Raw genomic sequence first — 22,899 nt, forward strand, 5'->3', positions numbered from 1 at the left:
TCCTTCTTATGATACGAGTTTTGCGGTGAGCCGAGCTTGCCAGCTGTATGGAAGCAACGAGATAAAACGTAGTATTCCGGTGAACCTCGCTGGGAAATAAATATAGCTTTTGCCTGCATCCAATTGTTTTCTGATGGCTTCAGAAGCCTGATTGACCGAGATAATCATCGGCATATCAAACGTGTTTTTGTCTGTTAAAGGGGTTTCTACAAAGCCAGGAAATACGGTTACGACTTTGATGCCTTTCGCTTTCAAATCTACGGCAAGTGTGCGTGCGAAATAACTGACAGCAGCTTTCGATGCTCCGTAGGCTTCAGCGCGAGGCAGCGCGATTTCAGAGGCAATAGAGCCGACGATCACAACACGGTGGCCACGTTCGAATTGCGACTGGCACGCTTCGACACAATTCGCGACACCAACGACATTGACGTTCATAACACGCGCCATAAGTTGTGCATCTACCAAACCGTCATCCATATATTCACAGTCACCCGCATTAAACATCCATGTCTCAGGGGTAAACGGCAACGCATTGAGTGCGGTCTGAGTTTGTTCATAGTCAGTTATATCAAATCGCAATGTAGCGATATTTTGAGATGAAGCTTCTAGCTCTGACAGAACCGCTTGATTCCGACCACAAGCGATCACCTTCCATCCAGCTAGGGCGTAATCGAGTACGAGTTGTTTGCCGATACCCGACGTTGCTCCAGTTATCAAAACCGACTCTGTCATTGCCCTAACCTCTGCTTAATGGTTCTCACTACTGACCCTAGCAAAGGTAAGTTTTCATAAAGCATCTCACCCAAATCGAAATAGTCTCGGTGATAAATAACCTGTCCCTCGCAAAATTTAAGATGCGATACGCCGTTAACAAGGATCGGGGCGCCTTTCTGCAACTTTGGATGCTGAAGATCCATCGTCCATGTCAAGAACCCAGTTTCTCCAACTTGTTGGTGATCATGAATAACAAAGTCGCAGCGTATTACATTAGAATATAGCGACTGAAAATAATCAGAAAGCGCAGGCCATCCCTCTAGGCGATGAGCAGCATCTTCAAACACCACATCCTGGTGGTATACCCCTTCAAGCAAGTGCAAATTCGCTTTGCTCAACTTCTGATATATGTTGCCAACTGACTGAATGTCCATTTCTATACTCCTACGCTACTTCAACAGTTGTACAAAATTATTATATGTACAAGATAGACCAAACAAGAAAAGTTGTACAAAAATATTTTTGTATAACTTTGTTTCTGTAGAGTGATACGTGATGAAGTACGGTAGCGATCAACAGACACAAAAAAAGGCTTGGTTAAAAAACCAAGCCTTTTCATAGGATTAACTATTTATCTGCTGAATAATTACGAGCAGTTAGTATTGTTGGCTACGAAGTGCAGCAATGCGCTTGTCTAGTGGTGGGTGGCTCATAAGAAGCTCTGTGATAGATTGCTTACCATTGATACCAAACGCCATCATTGTGCCATCTAGTTGAGATTCATGGCTCATCTTCAAGCGCTCAAGCGCAGCAATCATCTTCTCTTTACCGACCAATTGAGCAGCACCCGCATCAGCGTGGAATTCACGGTGACGGCTGTACCACATGGTTAGGAAGCTTGCTAGGAAACCGAATACCAGTTCTAGCACCATTGAAATACCAAAGTACACCATCATGTTAGTGCCTTGGCCTTCTTCATCATCATTAGATGCCACGATGTTTGCGATAAAGCGAGACAGGAAGATAACGAATGTATTCACCACGCCTTGCATCAATGTCATGGTTACCATGTCGCCATTAGCAATGTGACTCACTTCGTGTGCCAATACTGCTTCAGCTTCATCACGCGTCATGTTGTGTAACAGACCAGTAGAAACCGCAACCAGAGAGTCATCACGCTTTGCGCCTGTCGCAAATGCGTTGATATCTGCAGCATCGTAAATTGCCACCGTTGGCATACCAATGCCCGCTTGTTGAGCTTGACGACCAACAGTTTCCAACAACCAATGCTCAGTCTCATTACGTGGGCTCTCGATGACCATACCGCCAACAGAACGTAGCGCCATGCCCTTCGACATCATTAATGAGATAAACGCACCACCAAAGCCGAACACTGCGGCCATGACAAGTAGACCAGACAGACTGCCTGGTTGCATTCCAGTTACAGCGTAAACAATATTCAGAACAACACTAAGAACCAGCACAACGGCTAGGTTAGTTGCTAGGAATAACATAATTCGCTTCATTACTTTTCTCCGAGGAAGCTTATCGTTTTTTAGAACAGGTTGTTTTTCAAGACACCTATTTTTAAAACGGATTATTATAAGAACACCTTGTTATAAGAAACAGAACGCTACAAAAGGCATTTCTGCTTGGTTTTGTGTTCCGTTGCGTTATAGATATAGTCTATCCGCGATAAAAACAAGGTTAAGCAATAAATTGCAACATTTGTTTTCGAGACTGAAATAATACACACCTTTTTACACTCTTAAATCAGTACTTTATCGTCGGTATAGACTTTGGTCTTATTGTGCGACTTTCTGTACATGCTAAATTCGGGTCAGATGAACGAAACGGAGCATGCTCTAAAGGACAATAAAGCAGCTCTAAACTTCCATGTCTTGAGGGAAAAATCATGGTAGAAACTAACGACTATCAAATGGCTATCGATTTACTTTGCTGTCACCTAGGTATCTCAGAGGATGAGGCAAAACAGCAACTGGGTATTTCAACAGAAGCTCAAATGGCAAAACGTGTTTCTGAAACACAGTCGGCTTTGATGGGTCTGAGCCAAGAAAAATAACCAGAATCGTTATTTGTTATTCAGACACAAAAATTTACATGAAAAAAGGGCTGCATGATGCAGCCCTTTTGATTTCTGATAAAAAGTCAGCAGCTAAACGTTCAGTAGCGGGTCCACGTTGATGTATTTGCCCAACTCTTTACGTTTTGCACTCGGGATATAAGGGATCTCACCGAGTTTTGGTGCATCTAGGCGTTCTTCAAGCATATCAATGATTTCTGCGTAGTGCTCAGTGCCCGGATTTACTCGGTTTGCTACCCAACCTACGAGATTCAAACCATCCGCTTTGATGATCTCAGCAGTGAGCAAAGCATGGCTCAAACAGCCCAATTTAATACCGACAACCAATACAACGGGTAACTGCTCTTGCTGTACCCAAGTCGACAAGCTATCTGTATCAGACACAGGAACACGCCAACCACCAGCCCCTTCCACAAGAACAATGTCTGATTGCTCTTTGTGTTGAGCCAATTTATCACTCAATACTTCGTACTTAATTTCTACATGTTCATGCTTTGCGGCGATGTGAGGAGAAGCAGGTAATTCCAAAGCGTATGGGTTTACATCATCGTACGCGATATCTAGCGTTGCCGCTTTTTGCAAATGCAACGCATCAGAATTACGCCAACCTTGCTCAGTTTTATCGCTTCCTGCTGCCACTGGTTTATAACCAATAGTATTTAGCCCTTTTGCCGCTAATGCTTGCAGAATGGCTTTAGACGCTACGGTTTTGCCTACATCAGTATCCGTACCAGCAATAAAAAAAGCATCAATCATAGATGTATTACTCCAAAACAAACCTGATAACTTGCAGGTAGAAGACCTTGATCATTTCTAAATGCTTGGTACGCGCCCTCAACTTGCAACAAAGTGCGACGGCTCGTTAGGCCATGTGAGCGCCCGCTTACGTGATTTGCACCAATGCCTTTGAGATCACGCATGACAGAAAACGCTGAATCGTACCAAACTGTGATGGGGGTCAAGTCTAGATGATGGTTGTGGCACCAAGATTGCGCTAACGCAATTTTTACCTGATTGTGGGTAATAAAGTTATTCACGTGTTGATATGCATCAATTTTTGACCACGATTCGCGCAACTCATACAGAGAGCCATCCATTAGTGTCGAAAAGCAGCCAGTGCCTCCCTTTTTTAACACACGACGAATTTCTCTAAGTGGGTAACTGAGATCCGCACACCACTGCAATGCCAAGCTGGAGAAAACATAATCAAAACTATCGTCCTCAAAAGGCAAATTTTCAGCATCAGCTAACTGGTACTGCATTCGATGTGCACCACAACGCTGCTTCGCTTTATCTAACATAGCTTGTGAGATATCACCACAAACCACTTCGGCGCCACGTTGTTGGAGCACTTGAGAGAAGTAGCCCGTACCACACCCCAAGTCTAAGACTCGTTTATTGGTTAAGTCGTCAGGCAGTTTTTGTAATAGTCTTTGTCCCACATCACGTTGAAACGCGGCATGCCGGTCGTAGGTATCTGCTGCTTTGCCAAAAGACGACGCTATTGCCTCTTTATCTTGAAGGAAATTGTCTAACGCAAAGTGCTCTGCATTATCCATTACTGCGCTCCTAATGCTTGCTTCAGTGCCATTGAAAGCGTTTGTATTTGTTCTTTAGTGTGATTGGCCGTCAGTGTAATTCGGAGTCGTGAGGTCCCTTTTGGAACCGTTGGTGGGCGAATCGCGCTCACCCAAATACCGTTTTGACGACAAGCGCTTGCAACCTGTAAGGCCAGTTCCGATTCACCAATCATAAATGGCTTAATCGAAGTTTGCGTTTCGACAAAACCGTCGAGATCGTTGAGGCTATCTCGATAAACTTCGCTAAGTTCTATAAGCTTTTCACGTCGCCAAGACTGCTCTTGAACCATCGAGACAGCATGTGTCAGCGCGTAGGCTTGTGCCGGAGGCATTGCTGTGGAATACACATGGTGACGAGCAAACTGAGTTAAAAAGTCTCCCGTTGCGTGATCACATAGAATGGCAGCGCCAGACATTCCAAATGCCTTGCCGAAGGTAACGATCAATATATCGGGCTTAACCATCGCTAATTCACAAGAGCCACCACCAGATTCACCAAGAACACCAATGCCATGAGCGTCATCGACAGCAAACCAAGCATCATGACTGCGAGTGACTTCAGTTATATCGCTGAGCGGCGCACAGTCACCGTCCATGCTGAATACCCCTTCAGTCACAACTAGATGGTTGTCTTCGCTATTCAACAGCGATTTTAGATGCTCGATGTCATTGTGCTTGAAACGCTTCATCTTAGCTGGTGACAACGTCCCCGCTTCCATCAGTGAGGCATGGTTCAAACGGTCTTGGATCAATACGTCTGATTTTTCTAACAAGGTGAACAACAAGGCTTGATTAGCACTGAATCCAGAGCCAAACAGAATTGCTCTGTCGTAACCCAACCATTCGGTCAGTGCGGCTTCTAAATTGCTGTGTGCTGCACTAAAGCCAGTCACCATTGGTGATGCTCCACTGCCACTGCCGTATACGCTTAAACCTTGCTGCCATGCACGAACGAGCGCTTGGTCGTTTGCCAAGCCCAAATAATCATTACTTGAGAAATTAATGTAGCGTCTGCCTTCGTGTTCCAAAACGGACTGGTTACCGGCAAACACCACATTCATAGAACGATTTAACCCTTGCGTTTTACGCTCAACAAGGGCGGATTCGATACGAGATTTAAACGCTGGCATCGTAGAAAAGATCGCCTTTAGTCGGACGTGCAGCAACGCGCTCTACGACGCGATCCAGCAACTCGTTTTCTTCGATTTCATCAGGTTTTTGAGACACCTCTTGGCTGTTGATGCCGAGCTTGTTAAACAGCATCATGTCCTTGTCTTCAGAAGGGTTTGGCGTGGTCAGAAGTTTGCAGCCATAGAAGACGGAGTTTGCACCAGCCATAAAGCACAGCGCTTGCATCTGCTCGTTCATATCTTCACGGCCAGCCGATAAACGAACCGCAGACATAGGCATCATAATGCGGGCAATTGCTATCAAACGAATAAAGTCAAAGGGCTCAACGTCATCCACTTCTTCCAGTGGTGTGCCCTTCACCTTCACGAGCATGTTGATTGGCACGCTTTCCGGATGTGTTGGTAAGTTAGCCAGTTCCACAAACAAACCTGCTCGGTCATTGGCACTTTCGCCCATGCCGATAATGCCACCAGAACAGATCTTCATTCCGGCATCACGTACGTGAGACAGGGTATCTAAACGGTCTTGGTAAGTACGTGTGGTAATGATGTTGCCGTAAAACTCAGGTGAGGTATCAAGGTTGTGGTTGTAGTAATCCAGACCAGCGGTTGCCAGTTGCTTAGCTTGATCTGGCGTTAACATTCCAAGCGTCATACACGTTTCTAGACCCATGCCCTTCACACCTTTGATCATGTCGGTCAAATGCGGCATGTCACGCTCTTTCGGGTTTTTCCATGCTGCGCCCATACAAAATCGGGTTGAGCCAGCGTTTTTCGCTTTTTGTGCAGCATCGAGTACACGTTCAACTTCCATCAGACGCTCTTTTTCGATGTCTGTGGTGTAACGAGCACTCTGAGGACAGTACTTACAATCTTCTGGACAAGCACCTGTCTTAATCGACAGAAGCGTGCTTACTTGAACATGGTTGGTTTGTTGATATTGACGATGTACAAGCTGCGCTTCGAATAGGAGATCCATGAATGGTTTTTCCATGAGATCGCGCACTTCAGCATGCGTCCAGTTATGACGAACTTCCACGTGTATTCCTTTAGTCACTTTTGTTGTTGTGTTGACAGTCTACTGAGTCTCGATAAACTGTCAACACAACACAAAAGAACAAAGTTTACATCTGTTTATTTTTTAATCTTAATTATTATTGGAATCGCACATGGATCTCGCCTTCGACCGCCAGCATATCTGGCATCCTTACACTTCGACATTGACACCTCTGACCTGCTACCCAGTAGAATCCGCAAACGGTGTTCACATTAAATTGGAAGACGGTACAGAGCTTGTCGATGGCATGTCTTCTTGGTGGTCGACGATCCACGGCTACAACCACCCGCACTTAAATCAGGCCGCTCACCAGCAAATCGATCAGGTCTCCCACGTTATGTTTGGTGGTATTACCCATCAGCCAGCAATCAGTTTGTGTCAGAAGTTGCTATCTCTTGCACCAATTAATCTTGAACATGTATTCCTTGCCGACTCAGGCTCTGTTGCTGTAGAAGTCAGCTTGAAAATGGCGCTGCAATATTGGCATGCGAAGGGCGAACGCAGACCAAAGTTTCTGACTTTGCGACACGGTTATCACGGCGACACTTTCGCGGCAATGTCGGTTACCGACCCAGATAACTCGATGCACTCCCTCTATAAAGGCTTTTTACCTGAGCATATCTTTGCGGAGTCACCAACTTGTGGTTATTGGGATGAATGGGATCCAGAAGATCTTGCTGACTTTGAGCACAAGATTGAAACGCATCATCAAGAACTCGCGGCGGTGATTCTAGAGCCTATCGTTCAAGGCGCCGGCGGTATGCGTATCTACCATCCAGAATTTCTCAAAGGCGTGCGTAGGCTTTGTGATAAACACGGTTTGTTATTGATTGCAGATGAAATCGCAACCGGATTTGGGCGTACCGGTAAACTGTTTGCTTGTGAACACGCAGATATTCAACCAGACATTCTGTGTGTAGGAAAAGCACTCACCGGCGGCTACATGACCCTCTCTGCGACTCTAGCGAGCAAACACGTTGCGGATACCGTTTGTGGTGGTGATGCAGGGTGTTTTATGCATGGTCCAACCTTTATGGGTAACCCACTCGCCTGTGCTGTTGCCACTGCAAGTTTGGAATTGATTGAACAAGGTAACTGGCAACAACAAACTCAACAAATAGAAACGCTGTTTTCTGAGTTACTACCAAACCTTGAAGAATACGAGTTGGTGAAGAACACCCGTTGGTTAGGTGCCATTGGTGTTGTAGAAACACATCGCCCAGTGAATATGGAAACCATCCAGGCTCTCTTTGTCGAACACGGTGTTTGGATTCGCCCATTTGGCAAGCTGATTTATATGATGCCGCCATTTATCAGCAAGCCGGAAGATATTGAGAAATTAGTTAGCGCGATTGATGCGGCGCTTCAACATCAAGATTGCTTCGCTTGATACGTTCTCGACTAATACAAAGAACAAGTTCAGTGAATAAATGCTAAAACGGTTTGAGTATACAACTCAAACCGTTTTCTCTATTCACGTGATAAAAAGTAAAGTTAACGCAGTTGGCTGTCTTTACTCGCTCGTCGATTAAATAATGCTTGGCGTTGAGACACCAATTCGATTGTTGACTGACATTCGATACACAAACGAACACCTTTCATCGCAAGACGACGCGCTTCCGGAATCTCATCACCACACTCATCGCAATAATGGGCGCTCTCACCCTTTGTGATACTGCCACGAACGCGGGTAATCTCGTCGTCTATTGTGTTTTGAATTTGTTGGCTGACGCTATCGTCGTTTGCCCACCCTACGGCCATAAGCCCTCCTCGTTACTTGAATGAGAAAATCTACTTACCGTGGTAAGGTGGATGATTATATCGATTACAAATAACAAGATAATTAGGGTAAATTCGAAAACACTATTACACTCTGGTAATAATCATTCTGTAATCTCTTGGAAAAGCAATGCAAGGTGACTCATACTCCCTTCCTCACATTCAAAGTACTGCGTTTGCTCAGGTTCTCTCAAAGTAACACTGAGTATCTTCTCTACCTCATCAAACTCCTCGCTAAAGTACTCACTGACTAATATGACGCGCTCACCAACACTAAATTCCAGTGACTTCTCATCTACCAACGCTCGATGGTAATGTTTGACATGATAATCTTTAGGTTTAATGCGCAGTATAACTGGGCTTTGATTCACAATGGACTTATTAACGATAACCTCGCCTTTGCCTTGTTTTATCGAAATACTAAAGTTCATAGTTTGGTTTACTGAACATTCAAAGACTTTTCTGGGCAAGGCGCTAGCAACAGCAAATGTGCTCATCATAGCAACACTAAAACCCCAAATGGCCACCAATCGTGTCATTACCATTCAGCCAACACAGTAAATCGCGCTTGCTCAGACATGCGAGTTAATACATAGCCGTGTGAAGAAGAATACGAGCCACTGAGTACACTATTCTCTTTCTCAATAACGACATCCTCGATGCCGTCAGCGTTGTAATCACCTTTTGCTACAATCGTAACGACTTGAAAGCCATCGGTCGCGTCGAAGTACTCTGCTCTCACTTCACTGTAGACATGAGTTCTTTGGATATGGTCTGCTTCATCCCACGTTGATAGTGTCTTTGCTTTCTCAACTCTTTCGTTAGAAATAACAAAAGCAAGCGCACTTGGAGCTAAACTAGGAAAGCTATCATCTAACTTAAATTTCGATATATATGAGCGCTTAGAGGCAGCTAACTTTGCCATCTCACTCCATGTTTGACACTGAGTTAAATACGCTTTAAACGCGCCGTATTCATAAGCTTTAGCCGCAGTAAAGCCCGCAGAGTTTGCAGTAGCTAAGTCTTTGCAATTAGACACCGATTCAGTGTCACCAGCCGCACTTGCCAACTCAAGCTCGTATCCCCAGTCGAGTGAATTACGAAGCTGCATATTTTCTTTTGAAGGTTGCACTATTTCGCGCGCGAAAAAGCGTTCGGTTCTCTCACTAACGAGTAAGGTAAGCGCAAAAGTTACGAGAAATGAAAGATGATTTACTGGCATAACGTTTAACAATAAGGGCAAATGAAGCCATTACCTTGTCACGTCGAAAACCGCTTAGAAAAATATCATTTATTACGCACTATCAGATTCTGGGCGAACTCATCATTAAACGGTGCATTAATATACAAAACAGTACGTTTTCACTCGACGCAGATAACAAAAAACCCAGCACTAAGGCTGGGTTTTGTTGTTCTAGTGGTTAATGAATTAACCGATGTGCGTTGCGCCCGCCATGTACTTCTGAAGTACTGTAGGGATTGCAATACGACCGTCTGCTTCTTGGTTGTTTTCTAGAATAGCAACCATTGTACGACCTACAGCTAGACCAGAACCGTTTAGCGTGTGTACAAGCTCAGGTTTCTTCTCGCCTTTACGACGGAAACGCGCTTGCATACGACGAGCTTGGAAGTCCCACATGTTAGAACATGAAGAGATTTCACGGTAAGTTTCTTGAGCAGGAACCCACACTTCTAGGTCGTAAGTTTTACGAGCGCCGAAGCCCATGTCACCTGTACATAGAACCACTTTACGGTAAGGAAGCTCTAGAAGTTGTAGAACTTTCTCAGCGTGACCTGTCAGTTCTTCTAGCGCGTTCATTGAATCTTCTGGCTTAGTAATTTGTACTAGCTCAACTTTGTCGAACTGGTGCATACGAATCAAACCACGTGTATCACGACCGTAAGAACCGGCTTCTGAACGGAAACATGGCGTGTGAGCTGTCATCTTAAGTGGTAGATCCGCTTCATCAGAAATCGTGTCACGAACTAGGTTCGTTACAGGTACTTCTGCTGTCGGGATTAGAGACAGTTTACGTGGTTCTTCGTCGTTTACTTTTTCTACTAGCGGCTCAGTGTGGAAAAGGTCTTTACCAAACTTAGGAAGCTGACCAGTACCGAATAGGCTGTCAGAGTTAACTAGGTAAGGTACGTACATTTCAGTGTAGCCGTGCTCTTCTGTGTGAAGATCCAACATGAACTGAGCGATCGCACGGTGTAGACGAGCAAATTGGCCTTTCATCACGATGAAACGTGCGCCAGTGATCTTAACTGCGCTTGCGAAGTCTAGACCGTCACCCATTTCGCCTAGGTCAACGTGATCTTTTAGTTCGAAGTCGTAAGACTTTGGCTCACCCCAACGAGAGATTTCAACGTTGTCGTTTTCATCTTTGCCATCTGGCACTTCGTCTGCTGGGATGTTTGGTACAGAAAGCGTGAATTCGTCTAGTTGAGCCATTACTTGCTCAAGTTCAACTTTCTTCGCATCAAGATCGCTACCTAGCGTACCGATTTGTTTCTTGATCTCTTCTGCGCCTTCTTTGTCGCCAGCCGCCATTTTTTGGCCGATTTGCTTGGAGATGGAGTTACGCGTGGATTGTAAATTTTCTACTTCTACTTGAATGGACTTACGTTGTTCTTCAAGTTTACGAATAGTATCTACGTCTAGCTTAAAGCCACGACGCGCCAGTTTAGCAGCTGTTTCATCCAGCTCTGTACGAAGTAATTTAGAATCCAGCATTGTTAATCCTATGCTTTTTGTTGTGAAATCACGCGCACTTTCCAAGCGTACGCGTTAAAAAAATTTACTGAACAAATGTATCCAAAAACGTCTACTTTTCATAGCGCTTTTGTGGGCTATTTGCGTCTAAAGTAGCCAAGTAATCTAACTTTTCGCCGATTTTGGTCTCTAGACCACGATTTGTCGGCTGATAGTACCTACGATCGCCCATTTCAGGTGGCAAATATTGCTCACCAGCAGCGTAAGCGCCAGGCTCATCGTGAGCATAACGATACTCTGCCCCATAACCCATGTCTTTCATCAAACTGGTTGGTGCATTTCGAAGGTGATGCGGCACTTCATATTCAGGTAAGTTATGAGCGTCTGTGAGCGCTTGTTTCCACGCCACGTATACCGCATTACTTTTTGGCGCACACGCTAAGTACACGATCGCCTGTGCAATCGCACGTTCACCTTCTGCTGGACCAACACGGGTAAAGCAATCCCAAGCAGACAGTGCCACTTGCATTGCGCGAGGGTCAGCATTACCGACATCTTCAGAAGCGATCGCCAATAAGCGTCGAGCAATATACAAAGGGTCACAACCAGCAGCAATCATACGCGCAGACCAATACAGCGCTGCATCCGGGTTTGAGCCACGAATCGACTTGTGGACCGCAGATATTAAGTCGTACCAGATATCGCCTTTGTTATCGAAGCGAGAGACCTTCTCTCCCGCCACTTCAGCAAGCAGCCTCAAGGTTATCTCTTTTTCGCCTTGCTCGTTGTCCTCTGCCATATCGTAAAGCAGCTCAAGATAGTTGAGAGACATGCGAGCATCACCGTTTACCAATTCTGCTAGGCGGTCTAATACGTTATCAGCAAAGTGTGCGGGCGTATTTCCCAAGCCGCGCTCTTTGTCACTGATCGCTTGGTTCAGCGCCAGTGAGATTTCATCTTTGTCGAGAGACGTCAGCTTGTACACGCGAGCACGAGACAACAATGCGTTATTCAGCTCAAACGATGGGTTTTCTGTCGTCGCTCCAATAAAGGTAACCGTGCCATCTTCAATATGCGGCAAAAACGCGTCTTGTTGAGATTTGTTAAAGCGATGCACCTCATCCACGAATAGGATGGTACGACGGCCCGCCATTTTGTTCTCACGTGCTTTCTCGATAGCAGCACGAATCTCTTTTACGCCTGAGGTCACAGCTGATACACGCTCTACTTCTGCGTTGGCGTAGTTTGCCGCCACTTCCGCTAGCGTCGTCTTACCTGTGCCCGGAGGCCCCCACAGAATCATGGAGTGAATATGCCCAGCCTCTAACGCACGGCGTAGCGGCTTACCAGGACCTAAAATGTGCTGCTGACCGATGTACTGTTCAATCGTTTCCGGTCTCATACGTGCAGCAAGGGGACGAAAATCTTCGTCCCCCGAGAAATCTAATGTGTAATTGCTCACTACCTATTAATTCCTTTGGTCATCCACTTCCACACCATCTGGAATTGTGAACGTAAATCTGTCTGCTTTGGGTTTACCAAGCTTCACATTGTTGAACGTGAACAAGCCTTTTTGCCCATCTTGTTCCACTACATTGAAGCCTTTTACCACACCTTTGGCATCAATATTAATCTGGAATTGACCTTGTGTGGAGTCTACCGCCGTAGGAATGAGGGTGAATTCGTCACCTTTTTGCGAAATCTTGTAGTTATCCCAATCACTTGCACGATTACGAGTTAACAAAACAAATGGCGTTTGCTCAGTAGCTTGTTCTTGCCAGTAAATACTCACTTGCTCGATAAATGGGCTGTAGTACCACAACGTTTTACCGTCAGAGACAAGCAAGTTCTCATCCGGGAATGTGGTGCTCCAACGGAACAGACTTGGACGAGAAATTTCAACCGTTCCTTCCCCTTCCATGACGGTTTCACCTTCAGGACTGATGACCTGTTGAGAAAAATCCGCACTGAAGCCTTCGTTCATCGCTAGGCGTTTGCTTAGTTCCTCTTTTGGAGACGCTGCATGTGCAGTTGAAAAGAGAGAGAAGCTTAAAACAAGCGCAGAGAATAGTTTCGCTGAAAATAGTTTTTTCATTCAGATACCTATCAGAGGGTCAAAGACCTAGAGTTGCTCACCTCAGTTGGACTGAGGTGAGTAAGACAAGTTCATTAATCTTTTGGTGGCGCAGGAGCAAGGACTTCGCGGTTTCCGTTATGGCCAGGCGCACTCACGATGCCTTGTGCTTCCAGTTGCTCTACGATACGCGCAGCTCGGTTGTAACCAATCTTGAATCGACGTTGAACGCCCGATACAGAACCGCGACGAGACTGAACGACGTGTTCCACAACTTGATCGAACAGAGGATCGACTTCTTCGTCAGATTCCATTTGTTCACCCGGTAGTAAAGCTTCAGGACCTTGGTCACCACTGATGATTTCATCAATGTAGTTTGGCTTACCGCGCGCTTTCCAGTTATTTACAACCGCGTGAACATCATCATCCGATGCAAAAGCACCGTGAACACGTGTCGTATGGCTAGAACCAGGCGGTAAGTAAAGCATATCACCCATACCAAGTAGCGACTCTGCGCCACCTTGGTCAAGAATGGTACGTGAGTCGGTCTTCGTCGATACCGTAAACGCAACACGAGTTGGGATGTTTGCTTTAATGAGACCAGTAATTACATCAACCGATGGGCGCTGAGTCGCAAGGATTAAGTGAATACCTGCTGCACGAGCTTTCTGAGCAAGACGCGCAATCAGTTCTTCAACTTTCTTACCCACAACCATCATAAGGTCGGCAAATTCATCGACAACCACAACGATGTAAGGCAGTTTTTCTAGCAACGGCGGCTCAGTATCCATACTGTCGCCTTCTTGCCAGAATGGGTCGTGAATTGGGTGGCCAGCATCTGCTGCCATCTTCAACTTCTCGTTAAAGCCTTTCACGTTACGCACGCCCAATGCAGACATCAGTTTGTAACGACGCTCCATCTCGCCTACACACCATCGTAGTGCGTTAGACGCATCTTTCATATCAGTTACAACTTCAGAAAGAAGATGAGGAATCCCTTCGTAGATTGAAAGCTCCAACATTTTAGGGTCGATCATGATGAAACGCAGATCTTCTGGAGACGCTTTGTAAAGCATACTCAAGATCATCACGTTTACACCGACTGATTTACCAGAACCAGTGGTACCAGCAACCAGCACGTGAGGCATCTTCGCAATGTCGGCAATCACCGCTTCACCCGCTATGTCTTGACCAAGAACGACCGTTGTTGGTGACGTGGCTTGTTCAAACTGAGGGCTACTGATTACATCAGATAGAAATACCGTCTGACGACTCATGTTAGGAAGCTCTAGACCGATGTATGGTTTACCCGGAATTACTTCAACAACACGCACGGCCATAGCAGAAAGTGCACGCGCTAAGTCCATTGATAGACCAGAGATTCGACTTACTTTCACACCCGGAGCCAAATCTAGCTCAAAACGAGTGATAACCGGACCTGGGTAAATCCCAACAACGTCCGCTTTGATTTTGTAGTCTGCAAGCTTGGTTTCAACCAAACGAGCCACTTGTTCTAGCGCATCACGATCAATAAAGTTTTCACGTTTCTCAGGGTGGTACAACAATTCAAGAGTAGGCAGTGGCTCTTCTGGTACTGGCAAGTTTTGATCTTGCTGTACCAAGAACGGGTTTTGCTTCGCCGCGACCTTCGCTTGAGCACTCGAAACCAAATTTTGGAACGCTGCTACGTCTTGATCACCTTCTTGAACCTCTTCTACCTCAACTTCTTGAGGAGCAGGTTCAAACGTTGCCGAAGGTGCCTGCGGTTGAGGTTGAACGGCAACTTGCGGTTGGACATTCTGAGTTGGTGCTACCGTTGATTGCTGTGGTTCAGCGTGAACCGGTTGAGCTTGATGAACAGTTTGCGGTGCTACGAATTCATCTTCTTCATCCAATACATCAAAGTTAGAAATCGTTGGTTCGATGTGTTGGTTCGGCTCTGTTTGTTCAGTGATGTTATCAAGAGAAGCCGAATCAATCATTGGCTCATCTTGCTGATGTACTGTGTCTTGAGCAACATAAGACTGCTGAATTTGCTCCGCTTCGAACTGCTCGTATTCAGAGTACATTGATTCATGCTCAACAGGCTCAGAAACAAACGGTTCAGTTTGAGCGGTCTGCTCAGGTTGCACATACGGTTCTGCCTGAACGTCAACTTGAGGTTGAACTGGCGCTTGGTATGAAGCTTGTTCTGATTGCGCAGCATAAGCAGGCTGAACAGGTGTCGGCTCAATAGGTTGCGGTATCGGCGCTGCGACATTTTCTTGTGCAACTGGCACTGGTTGAACTTCATCCGCCCAGTCATCCGCTTGTTGTGCCGCGGCTTCTAACTCTTCAATCGTGACATTAAGTTGCTTAGTGCGTTCAACCGTTGGGTCCACGTTGTCAGTGTTTACTGCTTGAACGGGCTCAACAGGCTGTGCTTGAACAGGTGCCGTTTGAGCAATAGAGGCAGGGATAACAACTGACTGCGGAGCAGGCTCGGCCGGTTTCGGTGAAACAGACTGAGATGTAGCTTGTTCTGCCGCCGCAGATTGAGGCATGTAGATTGGGTACTCATGCACAGGAACCGACTCTTTTGGTTCATCCACTTCGTACGCGGTTAAGTGCGGTAGCGGCTCATCTTCCAGATCGTCACCACGACGTTTCGTCATAACACGATCGTCAACAAACTCATCCAATTGTGGTTCTAGTGTTTCTTGCTCTGAGCCACGTGCCTTATTAGTGACTGCAGCAATCAGACCCAAAGCGCGATCGCCAAGCCACTCGACAATTTTTAACCAAGAGATACCACTAAATAGCGTAAAGCCTGCGCCCCACAAGAACAGTAATACCAAGGTTGTGCCAAGCACATTCAACGTTGGTAACGCGAGACTCGTCAGCACATCACCAACAACACCACCAGAAGAGAAATACCAAATGTCGTCAAAGTTAATGTCTGCAAGACCACAGCTGGTAAGAATAAGGATAACTAAACCTAATAGACGGGTTCCCCACAGCATTAGGTCAATTGGATCGTCCTCTGAGCGTTTACGACAGATCACCCATGCTCCTGCAGTAAGCAAGAATGGCAGTGGGTACGCGAGGGAACCAAATGTGAAAAATAGCGTGTCGGCAAGCCAAGCGCCGAACAAACCACCAGCGTTATCGATCTCTCCGCCCCAAGCAGTTTGGGACCAAGACGGATCGGCTGGGCTAAACGTAAATAGTGCAACGGCCAACAATACCGAACTAAGAACGCCAACGATAAAGCAGCACTCTTTTAAGCGTTGGAAGCCATTAAGACGCGAAGACTGAGGCTCTTCACTGGTTTTGATGATGGTTTCGACTTTCTTTGCGTTCTCTTTGAACATAAATCAACTTGAATATGGAAATGAATTAGGAATAAGCAAAACATTCCGAGCGGCAAAAGCCGCTCGGTAAATTGATTTAACCATATCAAAGAGAAAAACCCAATTACTCTATCGAGAAAGCGGAAGCATTTACCGCTTTCTTTGCAAGAATTTAACGAGTTTTAATCACAAGCTGGTTACTTTGCTTCACTTCTTCCATAACTACGTAGGTGCGAGTGTCATTTACGCCAGGTAGACGTAGTAACGTATCGCCAAGTAGTCGACGGTAAGCACCCATATCAGATACACGGGTTTTTAGAAGATAGTCGAAATCACCTGATACTAGATGACACTCTTGAATGTCGTCTAGCTTTTGAACAGCTGCGTTAAACTGTTCGAATACATCTGGCGCACCACGGTTAAGCGTAATTTCTACGAATACCAATAGTGATGCATCTAGGAACTGCGGGTTTAATAGCGCAGTGTAACCTGTGATGTAACCTTGACGCTCTAAGCGACGCACACGCTCCAAACACGGCGTTGGAGAAAGTCCTACACGTTTTGAAAGTTCAACGTTCGAAATACGACCGTCTTTCTGCAGTTCATTAAGAATGTTGCGGTCGATACGGTCTAGTTCCTTGGACGGCTTCTTATAGTTCTCTGCCATTTTTTATTCCACCTTATTACTTCCTTGCAAAAAAATATACTACAACTTTTTAATATTTGGTGCCAAATATTACAAATCAACATCTATACTAGATATTAATTCGACAATAACACCCTACAAACAGTTAATACAACCATTTTAGAAAGAGGACACAGGATGATCATTGGCGTACCTAAGGAAATCAAAAACCACGAATACCGTGTGGGAATGATCCCAGCTAGCGTGAGAGAACTTATCTCACATGGTCACCAAGTTTTAGTTGAGACCAATGCAGGTGCCGGCATTGGTTTTTCAGACGATGATTACATCGCTGTAGGCGCATCCATTCTTCCTACTGCTGCAGACGTCTTTGCGAAAGCAGACATGATTGTAAAAGTAAAAGAACCACAAGCCGTCGAGAGAGCAATGCTCCGCGAAGGGCAGATTTTATTTACTTATTTACACCTAGCACCAGATTTTCCACAAACTGATGAGCTAATCAAGAGCAAAGCTGTCTGTATAGCGTATGAGACTGTAACAGATAATATGGGTCGTTTGCCACTGTTAGCACCAATGTCAGAAGTAGCAGGTCGGATGTCTATCCAAGCTGGTGCACAAACGCTGGAAAAATCACACGGTGGCCGTGGTTTACTACTAGGTGGTGTACCTGGTGTTGAGCCTGCGAAAGTCGTTGTTGTTGGCGGTGGTGTCGTTGGTGCGAACGCAGCTCGTATGGCTGTTGGTCTTCGTGCTGACGTAACAATCCTAGACCGCAACGTAGATACACTGCGTAAACTAGACGAAGAATTCCAAGGCCGCGCGAAAGTAGTTTATTCTACAGAAGACGCGATTGAGAAGCATGTTCTAGAAGCTGACCTAGTGATTGGTGCAGTTCTAATCCCTGGTGCTGCCGCTCCCAAACTGGTAACAAAAGAGCACATCGCTAAGATGAAGCCAGGCGCAGCGGTCGTTGACGTAGCAATCGACCAAGGTGGCTGTTTTGAAACTTCTCACGCAACGACACACGCAGAGCCAACTTACATCGTTGACGAAGTTGTTCACTACTGTGTGGCTAACATGCCGGGTGCCGTTGCTCGCACATCAACATTTGCACTGAACAACGCAACACTACCTTACATCGTAAAACTCGCGAATAAAGGCTACCGTGAAGCGCTTCTAGCAGATAACGGTTTCCTAGAAGGCTTGAACGTTATCCACGGTAAAGTGACTTGTAAAGAGGTTGCTGAGAGCTTTGACCTAGAATACGTTGAACCAGAGAAAGCTATCGCAATGTTCAACTAATGACAAAATAACGCACAAATTGTCACGTTTTGTTTACAAAAGCCCACGGAGAAGTGGGCTTTTTTGTATAGAGCATTTAATTATAAAAAAGATCTAAAACTTATAAGCACAAATTAAAATGTTTCGAGGTGTAACTGATTTAGCGCAAAATTCTGCCAATCTAACACGATAACCACGTTCTTCAAGATAAAGTGCTTTGTCTAAAGCAAGCCAAATCTCCAATGGTCGTTGAAATACCAACTGAACCAAACTCAAACGCTCCATCTGCCAAAAACGCTGCTCAGCCAAGTATTCGAACTTCGAGAAGTCAATATCTTGAGTCAACTCGATATCCTTTCGCTCTGCGGCCCAATGGCACAAAGATTCAAAACCATCACTTAATTGCGACTTACGAATACTCGGCACTGGTTGATATTCGGTCAACCCTAACGCTTGTCGCGTGATCAAATCAAACCCTAAGCGAAACACCATTTCTTGCTGACGATGACGGCGCACACGCTCACCTCCAGTCACAGTCTGTTGTAAAGGAATACGAAGCTCTTGCTTAGACAAAGAAAGAGAAGAAGCTCTGCCCTGCTCCGACATTGGCTGATATTGCTCAGACTGAATCAAATGGTAACAGCAAGGCGAGATTGTCATCGCGGCGATGCCGTTTTCGCTGCCGTACTGCATTAATCGAACATGGAGATCACCACATGCGTGTAACGCCACCGCATGTTGTGTCGGCTTGAACACGGCTTTTGCCGCAGAATCAAACGCGTCACCTTGAATAAACGTCATGTTCCAATGATGTTCATTCGCCGCTTGTTGCCCTGAATCACACAGCGCTTGTTGGAATTCGAAGCTCGTCACTGGCTGGTTCGTTTGCGTGGTAAGAATTCGCCCTAAATAGCCTTTTCCTGAACACCACTCTAACCATTCTTTGCCGTGATGATGTTGAATAGCCGCTTCGCCCATCGAACTTATTTGCTCTAACTTGCGGCCAGGAATACCACTGTCTAAACTGCGAGCAAGCTCCAACCCATTTAATGAAAGTGTTTCTAAGCGAGTAAGAGCGACAAGCGGTTCAAGATCAGGTAAACAAGTTCCGATCGCTTTAAATAAAAGCTCAGGTTCTGATTTGTATTCTTCGATCTGAGAAGGAGTAAGAGACGCTAACCAATGACACAACTGAGGGTGTTGCTCTTGCCAAGGTAATGATGCGTGAATGCTGCTTTTAAAGGGCTCAAATCGCCACAACGATTGATTCTCGATTAAGCAGTCATTAATAAATTGAAATTGCGTTTTCATAGCTCCCCCTACAACGAGCGCATTGTAGAGGGAATCGAAACTTGAATGAAGTGTTATCTGACCGGAAGCTCGATGTCTTTAAACATCTCTTCGATTTCCGTATTGGATTTAAGCGAGATCGCCTGTTCCACAACCGGACGAGTCAAGTGCGGCGCAAAGCGCTCCATAAAGTCGAACATGTAAGAGCGTAAGAACGTACCGCGACGGAAGCCAATGCTGGTCGTACTCGCACCAAACAAGTGGCTCGCATCAATCGCCACCAAATCGCCATCTTGGTCGTGATCGACTGCCATGCTCGCAATCACACCAACACCAACCCCCATACGAACGTAAGTCTTAATGACATCTGCGTCCGTAGCGGTAAATACTACTCGTGGAGTTAGACCTTCGCGGTTGAATGCGGTATCAAGCTCCGAGCGACCCGTAAAGCCAAACACGTAAGTCACCAGCGGATACGCCGCCAAATCGTGGATCGTTACTTTATCTTTCTTCGCTAGTGGGTGGTCTTTTGGTACCACGATAGAGCGATTCCAGTGGTAACAAGGCAGCATGATCGCATCTTGATAAAGGTGAAGCGCTTCCGTTGCAATCGCAAAATTCGCCGTGCCTTTCGCGATAGCCTCAGACATTTGGGATGGTGTGCCTTGGTGCATGTGAAGTGACACTTTCGGGTAACGCGCTGTAAAGCCTTTAATCACATCAGGCAACGCATAACGTGCTTGGGTATGTGTAGTAGAAATGTTAAGCGTACCCATTTCAGGGTGGGTGTGCTCCCCTGCGACCGCTTTAATGCTTTCAACGCGAGCGAGGATCTCTTGAGAAATTCGCACGATTTCTTCACCAGCGGGTGTCACCTGCGTTAAGTGCTTACCACTTCGTTCGAAGATCTGAATACCCAATTCATCTTCCAACAAACGTACCTGTTTACTGATACCCGGTTGGGATGTGTATAGGCTCTCTGCCGTCGCAGAAACATTCAGATTATGGTTCACAACCTCAACAATGTACTTCAGTTGTTGCAGCTTCATCGTAATCCCTTACTCATTTATCGAGATAATAACGTCATACCCATCGTGGCCGCCCTCCCGAGCATATGAATGCACACGATATAATGTTTAGTTATAACGTGTTAGCAACTAAATGAACAGTAATTTCTAACTTATACCCGAAGCTCATAGCAAGGTCGTTCAACGCTGCCAATATGCAAAGGGTTGAATCATTAAAAATAGTTTTTTCAGGAGCTCACCGCATTCCCTGCTGATTTCCACAGGAAAACGTGTTTGGAGCAAAATAATCAGATAAATAGGGTGCCGAGAAAGATAAGATTCATGTATTCTTGAACGCTGGACACAGAAAAGTAACAAGTAGTAGAAGCAAAGATATGAATTTGACTTTAATAATCGCTTTGGTTGCCATCCTACTGGTATTGATCCTTGGCTATAACATCATGTTGCAGTACAAGGTAAAAGTAGAGACCGCGAAAAGACAGGAGTCTGCTCGCTATGTGGCGCTGATTGACGGTACTGAAGAGCTCATAGGGCACGCTCATCATATTCCTTTCAGCAAGGACTTACTGCTGTGTCTTAACAACCGTATTCTTGATGCACTCGAAAGCATGCGCGACCTTGATCCAAAGAACAAGCAGCTCGTTCAGCGCATCGAAAACATGAAGCAGCAAATTTCTCAATTGAATGAGAGCAGCGCAAACGGTGAAAGCACCACATTCAAAATGCCGAGCAGCGATAAACAAGCCATTGTAATGTTAAAGCTCGTCAAACGTCTTCGTGATGCAGTTCGGAATGAGCACAACAAAGGCCGTTTAGATACGCAAACTTACGTAACAGAGAACGCGCGTCTGGAAACTATGCAGATTCGTATTAACATCGAAAACGTTATCAAGCGAGCGAACGATTCTATTGCTCGTGGCCAACCTGGCACCGCATTGCAACTGCTTCGTAAAGGCATTGATGCCCTAAGTACAAAGAACGATGCGTACTCGATTCAAGCAAAACAAAAGCTGGAAGAAATGCTTGATGACCTAGACAAGAAACGCCAAGACAAGAATGAAGCAGAAATGCAGCAGCTTGCCGATAAAGAACGCGACAGTGATATGGATGCGCTCTTCGGTGAAAAGAAAAAGTGGTAAACTCTCCACAAGCTTTTCGCACTACTCGATTAAAGGCTGCGTTTGCGGCCTTTTTTGTATCTTGTATTTGCTCAAGATGCCGATGGTTACACCAAAATAGAATACAACGTACTAAGAACTAAAATGATTAATCTCGACGCCTATCAGGACCTTCTTGCTCCCATTAACCAATTCTTGCAATGCAGCACCCCAGATGAATGGGTTGAGGAAGCAAAGAAACCCGAAAACCTGCCAACGATTTTAGTAGATCACCTACTGTGTGAACTCAAAGCAGGTCAGTCTGCTATGCTTTTAATCCGTAAATACGCAGTAGACGACGCAAGCTCACTTGCCCTACTTGATTGGTTTAAACCTTATGAGGACTTCGCTTACCGCAAAACTGGCTCACTCGAGACTTTAAAAGGTAAGAGCAACATTTCTAAAGCGATCATTGCTAAGTCGGATTCACCATACAGCCAAGATCTTATTGATAAGATGGTGCTGCTGATCAAAGAAGAGTTACACCACTTCTACCAAGTTCTAGAGATCATGGAAAGCCGTGGTGTGGAATACAAAAATATTCCGGCAAGCCGCTATGCCAAAACGCTGATTTCGCACATGAAGACATACGAGCCAGAAACGTTGATTGATAAGCTCATCATCGGTGCCTACATCGAAGCTCGCTCGTGTGAACGTTTCGCCAAACTGGCTCCGCACATGGATGACGATATCGCGAAGTTCTATGTTTCTCTATTGCGCTCAGAAGCGCGTCACTATCAAGATTACTTGATTCTGGCAGAGCAAATAGCGGGTAAAGACATCAGCGAGCGTGTGGCGGAATTTGGTCGCATCGAAGCAGCACTGATTTCAACACCAGATGAAGATTTCAAATTCCACAGTGGCGTTCCAGTGTTAACGGCATAGGCTGCAGCCTAACGTTAAATAGCAAAAAGCCGGACATCATGAACTGACCCCCAATAGTTGGACACTAATTATTGGGGGTCTTTTTATGTCCAAATATAGCCGCGAGCTAAAATGTGTCATTGCTAA

22 protein-coding genes are annotated in these 22,899 nt (G+C 45.6%); 5 read left to right on the forward strand and 17 right to left on the reverse strand.

Annotation, left to right across the window (positions count from 1 at the left end):
- Window positions 1-6: 6 nt before the first annotated feature.
- The 3 genes from VJL_RS21925 to htpX all read right to left on the reverse strand — a co-directional run bounded on the left by VJL_RS21925 (window position 7) and on the right by htpX (window position 2,240).
- The gene (locus VJL_RS21925; protein WP_038867073.1) at window positions 7-732 is read right to left on the reverse strand and encodes an SDR family oxidoreductase; all 726 of its coding nucleotides are present in this window, start codon (window positions 730-732) and stop codon (window positions 7-9) included.
- Window positions 729-1,148, reverse strand: a complete 420-nt coding sequence (locus tag VJL_RS21930) for a nuclear transport factor 2 family protein (protein ID WP_038867072.1) — start codon at window positions 1,146-1,148, stop codon at window positions 729-731. The genes VJL_RS21925 and VJL_RS21930 overlap by 4 nt, the downstream gene beginning before the upstream one ends.
- Before the next feature lie 222 nt (window positions 1,149-1,370).
- Complete coding sequence (gene htpX, locus VJL_RS21935) at window positions 1,371-2,240, reverse strand: protease HtpX (RefSeq protein ID WP_038867070.1); 870 nt, start codon at window positions 2,238-2,240, stop codon at window positions 1,371-1,373.
- A gap of 389 nt (window positions 2,241-2,629) precedes the next feature.
- On the opposite strand from htpX, the gene VJL_RS29190 reads away from it, so the two are divergent.
- Window positions 2,630-2,797: a hypothetical protein gene (locus tag VJL_RS29190; protein WP_095759866.1), complete on the forward strand. Its 168-nt coding sequence runs from the start codon at window positions 2,630-2,632 to the stop codon at window positions 2,795-2,797.
- Between the two features lie 93 nt (window positions 2,798-2,890).
- On the opposite strand, the gene bioD is transcribed toward VJL_RS29190, so the two are convergent.
- From bioD to bioB, 4 genes are read right to left on the reverse strand one after another with little or no spacing between them, the layout of a single operon-like run.
- Window positions 2,891-3,574, reverse strand: a complete 684-nt coding sequence (bioD, locus tag VJL_RS21940) for a dethiobiotin synthase (protein ID WP_038867069.1) — start codon at window positions 3,572-3,574, stop codon at window positions 2,891-2,893.
- Window positions 3,571-4,377, reverse strand: a complete 807-nt coding sequence (gene bioC / locus VJL_RS21945; RefSeq protein WP_038867067.1) for a malonyl-ACP O-methyltransferase BioC — start codon at window positions 4,375-4,377, stop codon at window positions 3,571-3,573. The genes bioD and bioC overlap by 4 nt, the downstream gene beginning before the upstream one ends.
- Window positions 4,377-5,528 carry an 8-amino-7-oxononanoate synthase gene (bioF, locus tag VJL_RS21950; RefSeq protein ID WP_038881456.1) on the reverse strand — a complete coding sequence of 384 codons (1,152 nt, stop codon included), beginning with the start codon at window positions 5,526-5,528 and terminating at the stop codon, window positions 4,377-4,379. The genes bioC and bioF overlap by 1 nt, the downstream gene beginning before the upstream one ends.
- A complete protein-coding gene (gene bioB / locus VJL_RS21955) occupies window positions 5,515-6,567 on the reverse strand; it encodes a biotin synthase BioB (RefSeq protein WP_038867063.1) in 1,053 nt (350 codons plus the stop codon). Before bioB ends, bioF begins: the two co-directional genes overlap by 14 nt.
- A 130-nt stretch (window positions 6,568-6,697) precedes the next feature.
- Between bioB and bioA the strand changes: the two genes are divergently transcribed.
- Window positions 6,698-7,975: an adenosylmethionine--8-amino-7-oxononanoate transaminase gene (gene bioA / locus VJL_RS21960; protein ID WP_038881459.1), complete on the forward strand. Its 1,278-nt coding sequence runs from the start codon at window positions 6,698-6,700 to the stop codon at window positions 7,973-7,975.
- Between the two features lie 104 nt (window positions 7,976-8,079).
- Here the strand turns inward: bioA and VJL_RS21965 are convergent, their stop codons facing one another.
- The 8 genes from VJL_RS21965 to lrp all read right to left on the reverse strand — a co-directional run bounded on the left by VJL_RS21965 (window position 8,080) and on the right by lrp (window position 17,153).
- Window positions 8,080-8,346, reverse strand: coding sequence for a DksA/TraR family C4-type zinc finger protein (locus tag VJL_RS21965; RefSeq protein WP_038881460.1), 267 nt, complete (start codon window positions 8,344-8,346; stop codon window positions 8,080-8,082).
- Window positions 8,347-8,468: 122 nt separating this feature from the next.
- Window positions 8,469-8,909 (reverse strand): hypothetical protein, encoded by a 441-nt coding sequence (locus VJL_RS21970; RefSeq protein ID WP_081635022.1) that lies wholly within the window; start codon window positions 8,907-8,909, stop codon window positions 8,469-8,471.
- Window positions 8,903-9,586 (reverse strand): hypothetical protein, encoded by a 684-nt coding sequence (locus tag VJL_RS21975; protein ID WP_038881462.1) that lies wholly within the window; start codon window positions 9,584-9,586, stop codon window positions 8,903-8,905. Before VJL_RS21975 ends, VJL_RS21970 begins: the two co-directional genes overlap by 7 nt.
- A 207-nt stretch (window positions 9,587-9,793) precedes the next feature.
- A complete protein-coding gene (gene serS, locus VJL_RS21980) occupies window positions 9,794-11,101 on the reverse strand; it encodes a serine--tRNA ligase (protein WP_038881464.1) in 1,308 nt (435 codons plus the stop codon).
- Between the two features lie 91 nt (window positions 11,102-11,192).
- Window positions 11,193-12,482: a replication-associated recombination protein A gene (locus tag VJL_RS21985; protein ID WP_239032711.1), complete on the reverse strand. Its 1,290-nt coding sequence runs from the start codon at window positions 12,480-12,482 to the stop codon at window positions 11,193-11,195.
- A 66-nt stretch (window positions 12,483-12,548) separates the two neighbouring features.
- Entirely contained in the window at window positions 12,549-13,175 is a 627-nt protein-coding gene (lolA, locus tag VJL_RS21990) for an outer membrane lipoprotein periplasmic chaperone LolA (protein ID WP_038881466.1), read from the reverse strand.
- Between the two features lie 74 nt (window positions 13,176-13,249).
- Complete coding sequence (locus tag VJL_RS21995) at window positions 13,250-16,507, reverse strand: DNA translocase FtsK (protein WP_038881468.1); 3,258 nt, start codon at window positions 16,505-16,507, stop codon at window positions 13,250-13,252.
- 151 nt (window positions 16,508-16,658) lie between these two features.
- Window positions 16,659-17,153: a leucine-responsive transcriptional regulator Lrp gene (gene lrp, locus VJL_RS22000; RefSeq protein WP_009842652.1), complete on the reverse strand. Its 495-nt coding sequence runs from the start codon at window positions 17,151-17,153 to the stop codon at window positions 16,659-16,661.
- Window positions 17,154-17,309: 156 nt separating this feature from the next.
- Between lrp and ald the strand changes: the two genes are divergently transcribed.
- On the forward strand, window positions 17,310-18,434 hold the full coding sequence (gene ald, locus VJL_RS22005) for an alanine dehydrogenase (RefSeq protein ID WP_038881470.1): 1,125 nt from the start codon (window positions 17,310-17,312) through the stop codon (window positions 18,432-18,434).
- Window positions 18,435-18,527: 93 nt separating this feature from the next.
- Here ald and VJL_RS22010 read toward each other — a convergent pair whose 3' ends face one another.
- Together VJL_RS22010 and cysB are read right to left on the reverse strand one after the other, a co-directional pair.
- Window positions 18,528-19,724, reverse strand: coding sequence for a methyltransferase (locus VJL_RS22010; RefSeq protein ID WP_038881472.1), 1,197 nt, complete (start codon window positions 19,722-19,724; stop codon window positions 18,528-18,530).
- Window positions 19,725-19,777: 53 nt separating this feature from the next.
- Complete coding sequence (gene cysB, locus VJL_RS22015; protein ID WP_038867045.1) at window positions 19,778-20,752, reverse strand: HTH-type transcriptional regulator CysB; 975 nt, start codon at window positions 20,750-20,752, stop codon at window positions 19,778-19,780.
- 353 nt (window positions 20,753-21,105) lie between these two features.
- Here cysB and VJL_RS22020 point away from each other — a divergent pair, with 353 nt between their 5' ends.
- Window positions 21,106-21,870: a hypothetical protein gene (locus VJL_RS22020; protein ID WP_038881474.1), complete on the forward strand. Its 765-nt coding sequence runs from the start codon at window positions 21,106-21,108 to the stop codon at window positions 21,868-21,870.
- A gap of 123 nt (window positions 21,871-21,993) precedes the next feature.
- Window positions 21,994-22,773 carry a tRNA isopentenyl-2-thiomethyl-A-37 hydroxylase MiaE gene (gene miaE / locus VJL_RS22025; protein WP_038867040.1) on the forward strand — a complete coding sequence of 260 codons (780 nt, stop codon included), beginning with the start codon at window positions 21,994-21,996 and terminating at the stop codon, window positions 22,771-22,773.
- Window positions 22,774-22,899: the final 126 nt, after the last annotated feature.

The organism is Vibrio jasicida CAIM 1864 = LMG 25398 (genome assembly GCF_000400365.1).
In the GTDB taxonomy this organism is placed as follows: domain Bacteria; phylum Pseudomonadota; class Gammaproteobacteria; order Enterobacterales; family Vibrionaceae; genus Vibrio; species Vibrio jasicida.

What these genes read in the sequence shown, in the direction of transcription:
- VJL_RS21925 (WP_038867073.1), bottom strand. Translation starts at nt 732, where the DNA reads ATGACAGAGTCGGTTTTGATAACTGGAGCAACGTCGGGTATCGGCAAA.
- VJL_RS21930 (WP_038867072.1), bottom strand. Translation starts at nt 1,148, where the DNA reads ATGGACATTCAGTCAGTTGGCAACATATATCAGAAGTTGAGCAAAGCG.
- htpX (WP_038867070.1), bottom strand. Translation starts at nt 2,240, where the DNA reads ATGAAGCGAATTATGTTATTCCTAGCAACTAACCTAGCCGTTGTGCTG.
- VJL_RS29190 (WP_095759866.1), top strand. Translation starts at nt 2,630, where the DNA reads ATGGTAGAAACTAACGACTATCAAATGGCTATCGATTTACTTTGCTGT.
- bioD (WP_038867069.1), bottom strand. Translation starts at nt 3,574, where the DNA reads ATGATTGATGCTTTTTTTATTGCTGGTACGGATACTGATGTAGGCAAA.
- bioC (WP_038867067.1), bottom strand. Translation starts at nt 4,377, where the DNA reads ATGGATAATGCAGAGCACTTTGCGTTAGACAATTTCCTTCAAGATAAA.
- bioF (WP_038881456.1), bottom strand. Translation starts at nt 5,528, where the DNA reads ATGCCAGCGTTTAAATCTCGTATCGAATCCGCCCTTGTTGAGCGTAAA.
- bioA (WP_038881459.1), top strand. Translation starts at nt 6,698, where the DNA reads ATGGATCTCGCCTTCGACCGCCAGCATATCTGGCATCCTTACACTTCG.
- VJL_RS21965 (WP_038881460.1), bottom strand. Translation starts at nt 8,346, where the DNA reads ATGGCCGTAGGGTGGGCAAACGACGATAGCGTCAGCCAACAAATTCAA.
- VJL_RS21970 (WP_081635022.1), bottom strand. Translation starts at nt 8,909, where the DNA reads ATGGTAATGACACGATTGGTGGCCATTTGGGGTTTTAGTGTTGCTATG.
- VJL_RS21975 (WP_038881462.1), bottom strand. Translation starts at nt 9,586, where the DNA reads ATGCCAGTAAATCATCTTTCATTTCTCGTAACTTTTGCGCTTACCTTA.
- serS (WP_038881464.1), bottom strand. Translation starts at nt 11,101, where the DNA reads ATGCTGGATTCTAAATTACTTCGTACAGAGCTGGATGAAACAGCTGCT.
- VJL_RS21985 (WP_239032711.1), bottom strand. Translation starts at nt 12,482, where the DNA reads ATGAGACCGGAAACGATTGAACAGTACATCGGTCAGCAGCACATTTTA.
- lolA (WP_038881466.1), bottom strand. Translation starts at nt 13,175, where the DNA reads ATGAAAAAACTATTTTCAGCGAAACTATTCTCTGCGCTTGTTTTAAGC.
- VJL_RS21995 (WP_038881468.1), bottom strand. Translation starts at nt 16,507, where the DNA reads ATGTTCAAAGAGAACGCAAAGAAAGTCGAAACCATCATCAAAACCAGT.
- lrp (WP_009842652.1), bottom strand. Translation starts at nt 17,153, where the DNA reads ATGGCAGAGAACTATAAGAAGCCGTCCAAGGAACTAGACCGTATCGAC.
- ald (WP_038881470.1), top strand. Translation starts at nt 17,310, where the DNA reads ATGATCATTGGCGTACCTAAGGAAATCAAAAACCACGAATACCGTGTG.
- VJL_RS22010 (WP_038881472.1), bottom strand. Translation starts at nt 19,724, where the DNA reads ATGAAAACGCAATTTCAATTTATTAATGACTGCTTAATCGAGAATCAA.
- cysB (WP_038867045.1), bottom strand. Translation starts at nt 20,752, where the DNA reads ATGAAGCTGCAACAACTGAAGTACATTGTTGAGGTTGTGAACCATAAT.
- VJL_RS22020 (WP_038881474.1), top strand. Translation starts at nt 21,106, where the DNA reads ATGAATTTGACTTTAATAATCGCTTTGGTTGCCATCCTACTGGTATTG.
- miaE (WP_038867040.1), top strand. Translation starts at nt 21,994, where the DNA reads ATGATTAATCTCGACGCCTATCAGGACCTTCTTGCTCCCATTAACCAA.